The sequence below is a fragment of the Paenibacillus sp. CMAA1364 genome, assembly GCF_054373195.1.
In genome coordinates, this window is the sequence record NZ_JBITNB010000008.1 from 51,671 (window position 1) to 66,212 (window position 14,542).

Annotated in this window: 13 protein-coding genes; 9 read left to right on the top strand and 4 right to left on the bottom strand. The window is 40.7% G+C overall.

Annotated features, from left to right (window positions below; genetic code table 11):
• Positions 1-8: 8 nt before the first annotated feature.
• The 5 genes from ACH8E3_RS07735 to ACH8E3_RS07755 all read left to right on the top strand — a co-directional run bounded on the left by ACH8E3_RS07735 (position 9) and on the right by ACH8E3_RS07755 (position 7,655).
• Positions 9-902: a carbohydrate ABC transporter permease gene (locus ACH8E3_RS07735; RefSeq protein ID WP_458632045.1), complete on the top strand. Its 894-nt coding sequence runs from the start codon at positions 9-11 to the stop codon at positions 900-902.
• 58 nt (positions 903-960) lie between these two features.
• Positions 961-2,634, top strand: coding sequence for an extracellular solute-binding protein (locus ACH8E3_RS07740; RefSeq protein WP_458632046.1), 1,674 nt, complete (start codon positions 961-963; stop codon positions 2,632-2,634).
• A gap of 115 nt (positions 2,635-2,749) precedes the next feature.
• Complete coding sequence (locus ACH8E3_RS07745) at positions 2,750-4,549, top strand: sensor histidine kinase (RefSeq protein ID WP_458632047.1); 1,800 nt, start codon at positions 2,750-2,752, stop codon at positions 4,547-4,549.
• A complete protein-coding gene (locus tag ACH8E3_RS07750) occupies positions 4,527-6,095 on the top strand; it encodes a response regulator (RefSeq protein ID WP_458632048.1) in 1,569 nt (522 codons plus the stop codon). Before ACH8E3_RS07745 ends, ACH8E3_RS07750 begins: the two co-directional genes overlap by 23 nt.
• Before the next feature lie 111 nt (positions 6,096-6,206).
• Positions 6,207-7,655 (top strand): RICIN domain-containing protein, encoded by a 1,449-nt coding sequence (locus tag ACH8E3_RS07755; protein WP_458632049.1) that lies wholly within the window; start codon positions 6,207-6,209, stop codon positions 7,653-7,655.
• A gap of 110 nt (positions 7,656-7,765) precedes the next feature.
• Here the strand turns inward: ACH8E3_RS07755 and ACH8E3_RS07760 are convergent, their stop codons facing one another.
• Positions 7,766-8,317 carry a hypothetical protein gene (locus tag ACH8E3_RS07760; RefSeq protein WP_458632050.1) on the bottom strand — a complete coding sequence of 184 codons (552 nt, stop codon included), beginning with the start codon at positions 8,315-8,317 and terminating at the stop codon, positions 7,766-7,768.
• Positions 8,318-8,328: 11 nt separating this feature from the next.
• Between ACH8E3_RS07760 and ACH8E3_RS07765 the strand changes: the two genes are divergently transcribed.
• Positions 8,329-8,535: a hypothetical protein gene (locus ACH8E3_RS07765; protein WP_458632051.1), complete on the top strand. Its 207-nt coding sequence runs from the start codon at positions 8,329-8,331 to the stop codon at positions 8,533-8,535.
• Between the two features lie 42 nt (positions 8,536-8,577).
• Here ACH8E3_RS07765 and ACH8E3_RS07770 read toward each other — a convergent pair whose 3' ends face one another.
• Positions 8,578-9,516 (bottom strand): aldo/keto reductase, encoded by a 939-nt coding sequence (locus ACH8E3_RS07770; protein ID WP_458632052.1) that lies wholly within the window; start codon positions 9,514-9,516, stop codon positions 8,578-8,580.
• An 11-nt stretch (positions 9,517-9,527) separates the two neighbouring features.
• Positions 9,528-10,535, bottom strand: a complete 1,008-nt coding sequence (locus ACH8E3_RS07775; protein WP_458632053.1) for a Gfo/Idh/MocA family protein — start codon at positions 10,533-10,535, stop codon at positions 9,528-9,530.
• A 113-nt stretch (positions 10,536-10,648) separates the two neighbouring features.
• Between ACH8E3_RS07775 and ACH8E3_RS07780 the strand changes: the two genes are divergently transcribed.
• Genes ACH8E3_RS07780 through ACH8E3_RS07790 form a run of 3 tightly spaced genes read left to right on the top strand, consistent with a single transcriptional unit; the run spans position 10,649 to position 12,728 of the window.
• On the top strand, positions 10,649-11,497 hold the full coding sequence (locus ACH8E3_RS07780) for an AraC family transcriptional regulator (RefSeq protein WP_458632054.1): 849 nt from the start codon (positions 10,649-10,651) through the stop codon (positions 11,495-11,497).
• Positions 11,498-11,528: 31 nt separating this feature from the next.
• Entirely contained in the window at positions 11,529-12,098 is a 570-nt protein-coding gene (locus ACH8E3_RS07785) for an SF0329 family protein (protein WP_458632055.1), read from the top strand.
• A 24-nt stretch (positions 12,099-12,122) separates the two neighbouring features.
• Positions 12,123-12,728: a sugar O-acetyltransferase gene (locus ACH8E3_RS07790; RefSeq protein WP_458632056.1), complete on the top strand. Its 606-nt coding sequence runs from the start codon at positions 12,123-12,125 to the stop codon at positions 12,726-12,728.
• A 77-nt stretch (positions 12,729-12,805) separates the two neighbouring features.
• Here ACH8E3_RS07790 and ACH8E3_RS07795 read toward each other — a convergent pair whose 3' ends face one another.
• The gene (locus ACH8E3_RS07795; protein WP_458632057.1) at positions 12,806-14,491 is read right to left on the bottom strand and encodes a methyl-accepting chemotaxis protein; all 1,686 of its coding nucleotides are present in this window, start codon (positions 14,489-14,491) and stop codon (positions 12,806-12,808) included.
• Between the last annotated feature and the right edge of the window lie 51 nt (positions 14,492-14,542).

The following is a 14,542-nucleotide window of genomic DNA, read 5'->3' on the forward strand; positions in this document are numbered from 1 at the left end:
GAACCATTTTGAGGGGAAGACCTTTAAGCAGTGTCCTATTTAATATCTTCAATTATAGCTTCCTGTTGCTGATCGGCATCATTACGTTATATCCATTTCTGAATCTCATGGCCATATCGCTTAATGAGTCGATAGATACCGTCAAGGGAGGCATTCGAATCCTTCCAAGAGTTTGGACAACAAGCAATTACGAAATCGTTTTCTCGAACCCTCAGCTATTATCCGCCGCTGTTCGCTCCTTGTTGCGGACCGTAATTGGAACTCTACTATCCGTGTTTATGACAACAATGCTAGCGTATACACTTAGTCGACGGGATTATAAGCTTCGCAAAATACTCGCGTTGGTCATGGTCATGAGCATGTATGTGAGCGGTGGGCTGATTCCTTTCTATATACTAATCAAGGATTTACATTTGACCGATACATTTCTAGTATATATTCTTCCAGGATTGATCAGTGCCTTCAACGTTCTCATCGTTCGTAGCTACTTTGACCAATTACCTGAAGGGTTATCTGAATCCGCTAGAATAGATGGTGCAAGTGATTTCCAAATTCTATTCCGCGTACTTGTGCCGATAAGCATGCCGGTTATCGCAACCATTACGTTATTTATCTCTGTTGGACATTGGAATTCTTGGTTCGACAATTATTTATATAATACATCACAGAATCTATCACTGCTTCAGTTCGAACTTATGAAAATATTAATGCAATCCATTAGTCAAGTTACAGGTAGCGCTTCGTCCACGGGTCATATTGATCCAACGTTAGTCAATACAACGAGCCCGGAATCTATTAGAGCAACGTTGACGATCATTGTTACGCTGCCGATTTTATTAGTCTATCCATTTCTACAGAAATACTTCGTCAAAGGGATTACCTTGGGAGCCATGAAGGAATAGTTATCGTAAGGCAATTTATTGCCTTTGATGATAAATAATAAGGGGAAGGGTGTCGAATGTGAAAAAAAAGCTAGGAGTATTCATGTCGGTATTACTTATTGTACTACTCATTGTAGGATGCAGTAAGAGTGAGAAAGAGGACGATCAGACAGGTACAACAGAGACCAATACTCCAGTATCAACGACCGATGACAAACCATCTACACCAGAAGCCATTACGTTCAAAATTAACACTACAGATCCCCAAGCGAGATGGGACACGCCCATTTCCAAAAAGCTGACAGAAACAACAGGCGTTTCATTTGAGTATATCCCAATCATTGGGGGATCCGATGTTGCTCAACAAAAGTATGATCTGTGGTTAGCTTCTGGCGATTACCCGGAAGTCTTGAGCCTTCAACCAAGAGTCCTCGGTAAATATCGGGATGCTGGTGCGCTTATGCCTCTTGAAGACTTAATTGAGCAGTATGGTCCGAATATCAAAAAGAAATTCGGGAAGTTCTATAACTTGTTAAAAGATGCCGATGGACATATCTATTCATTGTACAACGTTCAAACGGCCACAGAAACGCCAGCAAATTCACAGGCGAATTTTGCAATTCAATACGAGGTGTTGAAGGAAGCGGGATATCCAGAGATTAAGACCTTAGATCAACTTTACGATGTGTTATTTGAGTATTATAAGAAGCATCCGACGATCGATGGTCAGCCAACCATCCCGTTCTCTGGTATTGGATCTAGCTTTGTTTACAATAATCCATCTCTTAGTGCAGGAGGACAGCCTGACCATGGGAATTTCATCATTGACAGCGGGAATCAAGTACATTTGAACCTTGTCTCAGACAATAGCAAAAAGTACTATCAATTCTTGAATAAGCTTTATGCCGAGGGTCTGCTTGATAAAGAAATCTTCACGCTCACTTACGATACGGCTCCATCCAAAATTGCACAAGGACGCATCCTAGCTGGATATTATCCCGAGTGGTTCTTATCAGCGCCAGAGAGTTCGATTAAGTCATCAGGCAATCTTAACCGTCAATATGCGAAGCTTCCAATTCTATTCGATCCAAATGTAGAGGATCATTCTAATGCATTTACACCAACTTGGTCCAATAACAACTGGGCGATATCGAAGAATAACAAACATCCGGAACGTGTCATTCAATTTATTGATTTTTTATTTACAGATGAAGGACAGAAGTTGATCAGCTGGGGGATTGAAGGCGTCGATTATGAAATCAAGGATGGGAAACGCTTTAGAAGCGATGAAATCATCCAAAAGATGGCCGCCGATTCCGACTATAATTGGAAGCAAGGGCTTGGGAATAACTATAATCGATTCTCCTTCGGGCATGGAGCTAAGTTGGATGATGGCGATTATGCAACGCCATTGACCAAAGAGTATATGATACGTGGATATGATGATGTGACGAAAGAAGTGCTTGCTGCTTACAAAAAAGATACTTGGGCCGACTTCTTGCCACCACTTGAATATGTTCCTTCATTCTTGTGGCAAATCGCAGAACCAGAAGGCGCTGCTGCCCTTTCCAAGAGAATTCAGCAAGTATGGGATCGTGAATCACCTAAGCTAGTGATGTCCAAGAATTTCGACAAAGATTGGGAAAAGTACCAGAAACAAATCGAATCAGCTGGACAGAAGGAATTAGAAGATCTGTTTACCAAAGCATGGAAGGTAGTTGTTGAAGAGTACAACAAAGCAACCGCCCAATAGAAATTTGTATGTGAGCAAAAAAAATTTAAAAAGATGGGCCGGAGTAATCTATTTCCCGGCCCTATGTATTATAATGAAGGGATGCAAAAGAATGGTAGGATGGTGATCGGAATTTATGAAAATAAGAACTAGTTTCTTTCTGACTACCATGATTGTTGTGGCTCTCTTTTTAGGTTGTTTAATTTACTATATCCTAAGATCTTATAATCAGTTCGTATTCGAGAAAATATCTGAAAATGCGGTACATTCCACTTCCCAGTTCACTCAAAATATTGATAGTTTATTACAATCCTATGAACAGGTCACGGATTTCTTATTTCTGAATGAAGAATTACAAACCAAGATGCTTACGATATATTCTGATTTTGCTGATACTCAACAATCTTATGATGAATACTTGAACCCTTTTACTAAATCGATTACAGGGTCTAGAAATATATTCCGTATGACATTCTTTACTGAGAATGCAACCTATCAATTTCCCAATGTCAAACTGATTAATAATGATATGAAACAAAGTTCCTGGTATCAAATGATGATCAATAACAAACTAAATAATTATTGGTCATATGAAGGAGAAGATGAGTATTATCATCTGAACTTTCTGAGATTGACACAAAGATTGAGTAAATATAAGACAGATGCCCGATTGTTCGTGTCGTTAGATATCAATATGCAAACCATATATAATTTGATCGCCAAAGAAAGTAAGAGAACACGATTTATCGTTTTTCTAGCAGATGGTACTGCGATCATGGATAGCTTTCAGCAGAATGTCGTAGGAAAGAAGCTACAAGATTACCCCTTCCTTCATGCTAATCAACAGAATGGTTCCGAGAGTCAAATTACCTTGGTTGACAATCAATCATATCTGATGAATTTCCAAACGGTTAACTCACGACATAGCGTTAGAGGTATCAGTGTAGCTTCACTGACACCGTTGGATGAACTTACAATTAAAGTAGATGAAATGCGCAGATTTACATTTGTTCTGTTCAGTGTCTTTCTTCTTCTGTTCGGTGTTATTATCTTCAGCATATCCTACGGGTTCACTAAACGATTGAGCATACTGACGGACAAGATGAAACAAATGAATCTAGATAATCTTCAGATTTTAACGTCTGTAAAGGGAAAAGATGAGGCTAGCATTCTAACGATAGCTTATAACCGCATGGTAAGACGTATGGAGCGTCTTATTCACGACGGATATGAAATGGTTATTCAAAAGAAAGAATTAGAGATCAAGACAAAAGAAAGTGAGCTTTACGCACTACAAACCCAAATTCATCCACATTACTTATTCAATGTTCTGAATGCGATATGTGGCAACCTGCTGGAAAAAGGGGATAAGGAAAATGCAAGAATGGTGAAGCTACTTGCCAAGTCATTTCGTCATCTACTAGGGAAGAGCGGTCAAATGATTCCTTTAGCCGATGAAATTGAGATTGTAGATACATATTTGAAAATACAGCGCTTCCGTTTTGGTGAGCGAATGGCTAATGACATCAGAATCCCGGAGAACCTCATGGATATGAAGGTGCCGAAGCTGATCCTACAAACTCTGGTAGAGAATGCCGTCGTACATGGGGTAGAAAACTACGAGCAAAAAACGACTATTTCAATCTACGCACGAATCGTTGATGAGAACAATTACCAGCTGATCGTTCAGAATGATGGACCTTGTATTCCCAAGGATCGTCTGAAAGATATCAAGGAGATTTTAAATCAGCAATCAGACATGCACGATTCCAACCATATCGGACTTCGAAATGTTCAAGATCGCGTTCAGAAAATATTCGGGTTACCATATGGTCTGCAGATCGATAGCTCGAATGATATAGGCACTGTCGTGATAGTCTGCTTGCCATATTATACGAGAGGAGGATCCTCCGATGCATCAGGTATTGTTGATTGATGATGAACCAGGGGCCATTAAGACTTTGAAATATTTATTGGATTGGAACGAGTATGGCTTTCAAATCGCGGGGGAGGCAGCGAATGGCAAGCAAGCCTTAGATCTATTGCAATCGAAAGTATTCTCTTTAGTGATCAGTGATATTAAAATGCCTGTGATGGATGGGTTAGAACTCGTTAAGGAAATTAGAAAGTTCTCGCGAATTCCTATCATTATGATGAGTGGTTATGCAGAATTTGATTATGTCAAAAAGTGCCTCGAATACGGTGTGAAGGATTATTTGTTAAAGCCGGTAGAAGAGGATGAATTCATACCACTTTTGCAAAATATTAAATTAGAAATTGAACATCTACAATTGATCGACAAACAGCTGTATCACGGTGTGCAAGCTATGCGGGATCAAATGTTGAAAAAGTGGGCACACGGATTGATTCGTGCAGAAGACGTCGTTGAACATTTTCCTCTGGTAGGTATATTAGAGTCTAGTGAGGGTGCATTCTGTGCATTCAAAGTGCATATGGAATTTATGGATTCTTTCGACAATCGGTTAATGGAATCAGATGTTTTGCTGAAGCGTTTCGCTGTACGTAATATTATTGAGGATGTTATTGGAAATCAAGGATATGCATTTGAGGAAGATCATGAGCATGTTGGTGTCTTATTGATAGGACAACGTGATGGACTATCTGAAGAGTATGTGAGAACACAAGCTGAACAAATGCGTGAGTGGATAGGTCAATTTGCAAAGGTACCTGTTACGATTGGTGTCGGCAATATGGTGTACACGTTACAGAATGTCGTTGAATCCTTTCAAAGAGCGGATAAAATGCTAGACATGCGTTTCTTATTTGGTAAAAATAGTGTTCTGTCTGGAGAGGTAGCAAAGCTACCTGACGTCAAGGAAGCCAGTACCAAACGGGACATTTCACATATTATTGACGCACTGAAATGGAATGACACATTGGAAGCCAGTCAGTTATTAGAAGATCGTTGGGTCCAATTGATCCGATGTCATTCTGAAGAAGCGATGAAAGCATTAGCAGTTGAAATGTTCGTAGATTTATATCGTGTTGTGAAAGAAAATGGGAACAGTTTGAATACTGTTTTTCCGACACCATGGCAAGATTTCACAATGATTATGGAATCGAAGTCGATGGAGGCGTTGTTTCTACTTGTAGAAAAAAGATGTCTAATTATTGCTGAGTACTTAAATAATAGAAAACAACCTCAAGCATCACAAACGATAGAAACAGTTAAGAAGTTCGCGCAAGAGCAGTTCGCTCAGCAAATCTGTCTGAAACAAATTGCTGAACAGGTATATATGAATCCTACGTATTTGGGAAGACTCTTTAAATCGGAAGAGGGTATATCCTTCAATGAATATTTAATGAAAGTCAGAATGGAAAAGGCTAAGGTTTGTCTACGAAATACTAGCGGGAAAATATACAATATTGCGCTGGAGGTGGGATATACCGATGTCGATTGGTTTTATAAAAAGTTTAAGCAGTATACCGGGGTAAGCGCTGGAGAGTATCGATCCTCATAATCCAAATAGGTTGTTCGACTAGATCTGAGAGGGGGGTGATAGGGACTAGAAGTGGTGTCGGTTTATGTAAGCGATTAATCGTTTAATAATATGGAGGAGGTAATGTAGCATATGTCCATAACAAAGTCTATCAAATGGCTGGTAGTTGTATTGCTAATGGCAACTATGATCATCCCTACCGAAGTGATGGCGGCGAGTAAAACGATTGTTCCAGGCATAAAGTGGTATGATACATCGGGTAATTTAATTCAGGCTCATGGTGGCGGTATGATCCAGGTAGGAAACAAATATTATTGGGTTGGGGAGAATAAGACAGGCATCACCGATAGTGGAAGATTTAGAGGTGTGAGTCTTTATTCGACGACGAATTTCGCGGATTTCACTTATGAAGGGGAAGCTTTGACACCCCAGGCCACAGGTGATTTAACGTTAGACCGAATCGTTGAAAGACCCAAAATTATTTACAATGCGAGTACCAGCAAATATGTGATGTATATGCATATTGATGATTCTTGCTATTGTGATGCAAAGGTGGGCGTAGCTACTAGTTCATCCATTACTGGTCCGTGGACCTACCAAGGATCCTATCGACCGCTTAATCATGAGATTCGAGATATGACCATTTGGAAAGATACAGATGGAACGGCTTATTTGATGGGTGCAACAGATGGCAATGCGAACTTCGCCATTTTCCAATTAAGTGCAGATTACTTGAGTGTTAATAGTCTAGTCTATCAATGGAATGATGTCTACCTAGAAGCACCGGCAGTTGTGAAGGATAACGGAAAGTATTTCATCCTAACATCAAGACAGAAGGGTTGGACGCCGACCATTCAGAAGTACGTTAGTGCAACATCAATGGCAGGGACATGGTCCGACTGGCAGACAGTGGGTAATAGCAATAATTATCAGTCACAATCTACGTTTGTGTTGCCAATTCAAGGTGGGGCGGGTATGACTTATCTATACATGGCAGATCGTTGGAATCCTTCAAATCTACAAGATTCCCGATATATATGGCTACCACTCAAAATTGAGGGGAACATACTGAGTTATGGATATTTCGATCAATGGAACCTGGATGCCGCTGTAGGTACGTTTAGCACACCTTCGAGCTTCACTGGGGTGACTCCGAATAGCTGGTATAAGATCAAAAACTTGAACAGTGGATTATTAATGGATATCAGTGGTCAATCTACTTCCGATGGAGCGCCCGCTATTCAATATACGGATAACGGCGGATGGAATCAGCAATGGAAGTTCGTGCCGATTAGTAATGGATACTACCAAATTATTAATAGACATAGTGGTAAAGCACTAGTTGTCGCTACTGGAACGATGGCTCCTGGTAATCAGCTTGTTCAATCGACCAGCAGTGGTAGTTTGTCTCAGCAATGGTCATTGCAAGCTACAGCCGGTGGAACCTTCAAAATGATGAACGTGAATAGCTTGAAAGCGGCAGATGTAAGTGGTTCGTCTACGAGCCCAGGCGGTCCAATTATTCAGTGGGATGATCAGTTGCAGAATAACCAACAATGGTCGATTACAGTCGCGAACTAACGTTGTTAGTTCTATTCTAATCTCCAAAAGAATGAATCCGGAATGACATCGGATTCATTCTTTTGAGCTTGTTGATAGAATTGCCTATGAATATGGTTAAGCAGATTTCATTAGATCCGTCTAGCTACTTCTGCACCTTCCCATATGGCATTTAGTGCTTTACGAGCTTGAACCGCATCGCCAATCACATGATAAGGGATATCTTTCTCATCAAGGTACGATGCGAGTGATTCTTTGTCCCGAGCTTGGGAACCTACAGCCATCACCACGTAGTCTGCAGGAAAATTAAGACGTTCTCCATCTTTTTCAATAATGACTGTATCTTCTTCGATGGCACAACATTTACTGTTCGACATTAATTGAACACCATGACCATACAGACTTTCCATCACACAAATTTTTCGTAGAATTCCAAGACCGCCACCAATAATAACAACACGACCTTCAGGATGAACGGTTCCCCATAGCACATCATGTGAATTCAGGACATGCGCGCTAGTTACACCGTCTACTGGAGGCATCATTGGTGAGGAACCGATAGCAAGAATCACTTCATCGGGAGCAATCTCATCGATTAATGCTGTAGTTACCTCGGTATTCATACGGAGCTCTACACCTTCGCGTTTGGCAGCCTCGCCCATATTCACTGCGGCAAGGGGCATTTCCTCTTTACGTGGCGCAGCAAATCCAAGAGAATTTTACCGTTGAAGTAGAAGATGGACATTTCCACGATGATTTCGACTTAAGTATTGTTGCTGAATCCATTGTTGGTGTTATTGAGCACCTCACCGTAACGAAATTATGGACAGGCTTGAACACACCTGAGGAACTCACCAAAGAGATCACACGGATTTTTTTGTATGGATTGAAGAAGAAATAACTAGTGTACAATTATTTTAGATGAGTCTAATTACTTCAATTCTTATAGTTGATCCGCTGTTAGATCAAGCCAGTCCATTTCAGCCTTCGTCAATTGAATTATTGCTCCTTCGTTGCAAGATGACAGCTCCGCTTCACTGCGTGCTCCAATCAATGCACAAGTTGGAAATGGCTGATTCATCACATAGGCAAGAGCAATTTGTATAGCAGTCAGACCCTTTTGTGTCCCAAGCTGCTTGGCTCTTCTTAGACGCTCCCAATTAGCATCATTATAAAACACACGGACCAAATCGGCGTTTTCGCGATTTTCTGGTGTGAATAGACCTGTAAAAAACCCCCTAGCTTGTGAAGACCATGATAGCAAAGGCATTTGAACTTCTTCATGCCATTTACAGGTCTGTTCATCTGAGGAAACACAACCTTCCCAGAAAGGTTCACTTGCTTTCGCTAGACTCAGATTAGGACTGTTAAAGGTAAAGCCAGTTAAACCCTCACGTTGCGCATAGTCATTAGCTTCCTGTATACGCTGCCAAGTCCAGTTGGAAGTGCCGATAGCCTGCACTGTGCCAGCGTCTATATATTCATTTAATGCATCAATAATATGTCCTACAGGTGTATTGGGATCATCACGGTGCAGGGCATATAGATCAATGTAGTTCGTTCGTAATCTCTCTAAGCTAAGCGAAAGATCATATGCAATATCTTGTTTAGCTAATCGAGGGCCGTTGTGATCATGATGCGAACCTTTTGTCAAAATGACTATCTGTTCCCGATTCCCTCTGTCCTCTAGATATTTACCAATCACTTCTTCACTTTGACCACCACAATAGATATGGGCAGTATCCAAAGAATTCCCACCGATTGCAATATAAGCATCCATATTTTTTTGAACAAGCTCATAGCTATCATGGTAAAAATAATCCGTACCCTTCATCAACCTCGAGACGGGCTTGGGACATCCTGCGATTTGTATATATTCCATCGTATACACCTCTATTCGCTAAGTTCTACTCTCTTATTTCCTCTTGCCGAATCTAAACAGGCATCAATAATTTTCATATTAAGAACTGCGTCTGTAGCATCAAACGGAAGTGGCTCTCCTTGAAGAACTGCCTTAGCAAAGGCATCTGCTTGCAAGGAATAGGCATTTAGAAACGGTACAGATATTTTATTCGTTTCACCGGATTTAATGATATAGAAATGACCACTTTCTTCGGTCGGCGTTACGTAGGCAGAAGGAACCTCGATGATTCCCTCAGACCCTAGCACCTCTAACGGATTACGGAATGCTGACCACATGGCGCAGTCGAATTGAAGCGAGACACCACCCTCAAATTCAATTAAGCCCGCAGCCATCATATCTACATCACCATGAACACTGGAGAACTGTGCTTGGACGGTAACGGCCTCTGGTTCTTTTCCTAACAGTAATCTCGCAGCAGTGATTGGATAGCAGCCCACATCGTAAAGAGCGCCGCCGCCCCATTCTTTTCGATATCGTACATTATTCAAGTCATTGGCATTATTGAACGTAAAGGCACTTCGAATTCCTCTAACTTCACCAATTTCTCCACGATCAATAATTTCTTTAATTTGGGTATACCTTGGATGATAACGGTACATAAAGGCTTCTGCTAATAGAACTCCTGCTTCCTTGGCAGCCCGTATCATTTGCTCAGCTTCTTCTGCATTTAATGCTAACGGTTTTTCGCATAAGACATGCTTACCGGCTTGGATTGCCTTGATTGTCCATTCATAATGTAAATGATTCGGTAGTGGTATATACACAGCATCGATGTCTGGATCCTGTAGTAATTGTTCATATGTACCGTATGCTTTTGGAATTTGAAATTGAACTGCCGATTCTTGTGCTTTCTCTAAGGTTCTGCTTGCAATACCTACTACTTCATTTAAATGTGATTGAAGAATACCTGGAATAACGGAATTAATTGCAATTTGAGAACTCCCTAAAACGCCCCATTTGAGCTTGCGATCAGACAATTGGCTCACTCCTTCATTAGTAGTATATTGTGATTATACTATTACTGTATTACAATTAAAATGATAGTATTTTGTCTGTGAATACAACAAAATTGTCATAGAGGTGAATCTACATGAGGCGTCAATTCCATATGATTACACGATCTGAACAAATGTATTTCATCTATCCTGAGTCTGTTGGTCATTACTTCTCTGAGCCTGATCACAATGTTCAGCGCTTGCCCAATCAAATGACTAGTTATAACATTCATGTTGTCGAATCGGGTTATGGTATGGTTAAGTTAAATGGTGTTGAGCATGTTCTCGGTCCGGGAGACGCTGTCTTGTACTACCCTCAACAAGAGCAATATTATTATTCCAGTAAAGATCATCCTTGGAATATTCGTTGGATTCATTTTTATGGAGATAAACTGAAGGATTATTTACTAAGCAATAACATTAAACCAGGTCAACTGTGGACTTTAAGACAAACCGAACTTTGGATCAAATTACACGACGAATTGATGCTAGAGGCAGAAACCAATCGGATGCTTAATGCAACAAAATTATCTGCTAGAACGTACGCGTTAGTTGTTCATTTTATTGAGCAAGCTATTCCTTTGACGGAGCGGAAGCAAGGGGGAACGAATACCAAGATATTGGATTTGCTTCCCGATATGCAATCTTCTGCTACCGAACCCTTTCTGCTCGAATATTGGTCAAGCAAAGTGGGTGTCAGCCCTCACTATTTCTGCAAGTTATTCAAACAGACCATGTCGATTACACCAATGGAGTTTATGACAAGATGTAGAATGCAACTCGCTAAGCAATGGCTGCTGGAGCGCCGTGATGACTCAATCGGTCAAATTGCCAATGAAGCGGGCTATCCCAGTGTCAGCTATTTCAATAAAAGGTTTATGGAATATGAGAAAATAACACCTTCAACTTATAGAGAGCTTTATGCGATGACGATAGAAATCTAATCAACCATAATCATAGAACATAGGAGGATTTATGTCCTGGAGTAAATTGAAGCAACAACTAGAGAGTTATCTGTGTCCGGCGTTGTATGGAAGGGTAGAATACCGTGCAACTAGTTACCGTTATGCACCTGATAAAGCAGGTCATTGTTACATTGCAGTAGATAACAAGAACATACTCAATATGAATGATAGAACGACCTTAATTAGATGGTATCAGTCGGAGCTAGAAATTAAGAATGATTCAGAAATCCAAATTCCTCTCACCAACGAAGAACTTGATGCGGTTAGAATAGCTAGCAAAGGGATGGTTCCGGAGGATCGGCTAAATGTAATTGCAAGAAGTAGAAAAATATCGGAATATGCAAAGGAGATTTTATCTGCACAGACGGCATTAACGAAATCAAATTTTATGGTCGTATCTAATATGTTTCTATCTACTTCAATAGATGATAGCCTAGAGAGCAATGATATCTTATTAAATATTCTAGCTTTGGTAGACAGAAGAGTTGGAAAAAGGCGTATTTTAAACATGTCCGAGAAGATGAAGTTAAAGCATCCAATTGTGCAGTATTTCTATGAATTGCGGCTGAGCACATTATGAAGAAAATTTGGAGGGTCAAAACTGATGACTATATATGAAAAGCTACATTCGGGCGAGATTTACCATTGTGCAGATAACGATCTAGTGTTAGAACAACTAGGGTACCTAGAGAAGCTATATGATTACAACGCGACGCGTCCATCGGAGCAAGCTAAGCGTGAACAATTGCTGAAGGAAATGTTCGCGGAGATCGGGGATGACTGTTATATTGAGGCACCCTTGCGTGCGAACTGGGGCGGCCAACATGTGCATTTCGGTAAAAATGTATACGCCAATTTCAATCTAACACTTGTGGATGACACTCATATTTATGTGGGTGATTATACGATGTTTGGTCCCAACGTCACAGTTGCGACCGCAGGGCATCCTATTCTTCCGGAGCTTCGTGAGGATGTAACACAATTTAATATACCTGTTCATATTGGTAGAAATGTATGGATTGGTGCCGGCGTTGTTATTCTACCAGGTATTACAATAGGGGATAATAGCGTTATTGGTGCGGGTAGTATTGTAACGAGGGATATTCCGACGAATGTCGTTGCAGTAGGCAATCCCTGTCGTGTACTACGTGAGATCAATGACCATGATAAAGAATATTATTTCAAGGATAGAAAAATTGATGCTAAGTAATGTATAGACATATGCAAAGAAAAAGGAGTAAACCCTTGGGTTCACTCCTTTTTCTTATTATGCCTTGTATCACATGATTATAATTTAAACCGCTTTACAAGGTCGTTCAACTGTTCCGCTAATTTGGATAGGTCATCAGAACTGCTTGCTAGCTCATCCATGGCACTACTTGCTTCTTCAGCTGAAGCAGAAGTCTCTTCTACGCCCGCAGCGGATTCCTCTGAAATAGCTGCGATTTCCTGAATTGACCCGCCCATTTCTTGGCTGTTCGCTGAAATGTCGGCCAAGCTAGCAGATACGATATGAATCCGATCGACCATTGCTGACACTGCGACACTAATCTGCTCGAAGGTTTCCTCCGTCGTACGGATTTGATGAGTACCTTCCTGTACTTCCATATAACCCACTTGAAGGGAGTCAGCCATGCGTGTAGACTCACTTTGAATCCGTCCAACGATTTCTGTAATATTCGTAACAGATGATGCGGATTGCTCCGCTAGTTTCCTTACTTGATCTGCGACGACAGCAAAACCTCTGCCATGTTCTCCTGCTCGAGCGGCTTCGATAGCAGCGTTTAAGGCAAGTAAGTTTGTTTGTGCGGCAATGTCCTGTATGACTGCCACGATTTCTGAGATCTGTTGTGCATGCTTGTCTAAACCATCAACATTACCAACGGCATCATGTACAATCTTATCGATAATGGCCATTTGTGCTGCCGAAGATTTCATCAATTCACGACCCTGATGGGTCATTTCAAGAACGGTGTTAGATGAATTCTGGATCTGTTCACCGTTCTCACTCATATCCATTACCTTAACGACAAAATTCTCCATTGTGGTAGAGAGAATTCCAATGTTTGTGGATTGGCTCTCTGTACCTTTTGCTAAATCCTCCATCGTAATGGCAATCTGACTAGTACCTGCTTTTACTTCACTTGCAGATTGTGTCAAGATGTCACTTTGCGAAGATACCGTCCCTGATAAGGTATGTATCTGGACTAATAATTGATGTGAATTCTGGCTCATTTCATTGGTTGCCATAACCAGTTGACCAATTTCATCCTTCAATGTGGTCTTGAGTGGTTCATGGCTAAGATCACCTTGCGCTATAAGCCCCATCCGATGCATGACAAGGCGAAGAGGTCTAGAAATTGAATTCGCAGTAAATAGGGCAATGATAATTCCCAACAATACAGAAGCTATACTTAGTGCAAGTACGATAAGTATCGTCCGTTTCCCTTCCGCAAAAAGATTCTTTTCTAATTCAATAATATGTTGTTCTCTATTCGTGGCAATCTCTTCGTATTTCATAACGAGTGCACCTACATTGTTGTCTGCAGTAATGATGTTGTTACGTGCTTGATCTATATTCCCTTTATCGTATTCCTTGATGCCTTGTTCAACAACAAAATCTTCCCATTCCTTCGTAATAGTGATGAGTTGGTTAAATTCCTCATTCTTATATATCGAATTCACGAATTCTTGGTTGGCTTGTACCTTTGCTGTAGCGGCATGAAATAGTTCTTTATAAAAGGTATTGCCCGATAATACATACGCACGGACTGCTCCCATTCGATCATACATGGATGCTACTAATTGCTCATCGGCAATGAGTAATGGTAACTCCTCGTTTAAAATACTATCGACCGTTTTGTTACCGTTGTTAAGAACTACTAGGCTGTTGATCGATAGAATAATAACTAACAATAAGACAGTAGAAAATCCAAGCATCATTTTTGCGCGTATACTCTTAAATGTAAACATCCTCTTTGAGCAACCCCTTTAGATTTATGAGATAACAACATGTTGATAGGA

Bases quoted from the DNA above. Each gene is read 5' to 3' on its own strand.
- ACH8E3_RS07760 (WP_458632050.1), bottom strand. From the start codon at position 8,317: ATGCCCCTTGCCGCAGTGAATATGGGCGAGGCTGCCAAACGCGAAGGT.
- ACH8E3_RS07770 (WP_458632052.1), bottom strand. From the start codon at position 9,516: ATGGAATATATACAAATCGCAGGATGTCCCAAGCCCGTCTCGAGGTTG.
- ACH8E3_RS07795 (WP_458632057.1), bottom strand. From the start codon at position 14,491: ATGTTTACATTTAAGAGTATACGCGCAAAAATGATGCTTGGATTTTCT.
- ACH8E3_RS07780 (WP_458632054.1), top strand. From the start codon at position 10,649: ATGAGGCGTCAATTCCATATGATTACACGATCTGAACAAATGTATTTC.
- ACH8E3_RS07745 (WP_458632047.1), top strand. From the start codon at position 2,750: ATGAAAATAAGAACTAGTTTCTTTCTGACTACCATGATTGTTGTGGCT.
- ACH8E3_RS07750 (WP_458632048.1), top strand. From the start codon at position 4,527: ATGCATCAGGTATTGTTGATTGATGATGAACCAGGGGCCATTAAGACT.
- ACH8E3_RS07785 (WP_458632055.1), top strand. From the start codon at position 11,529: ATGTCCTGGAGTAAATTGAAGCAACAACTAGAGAGTTATCTGTGTCCG.
- ACH8E3_RS07755 (WP_458632049.1), top strand. From the start codon at position 6,207: ATGTCCATAACAAAGTCTATCAAATGGCTGGTAGTTGTATTGCTAATG.
- ACH8E3_RS07790 (WP_458632056.1), top strand. From the start codon at position 12,123: ATGACTATATATGAAAAGCTACATTCGGGCGAGATTTACCATTGTGCA.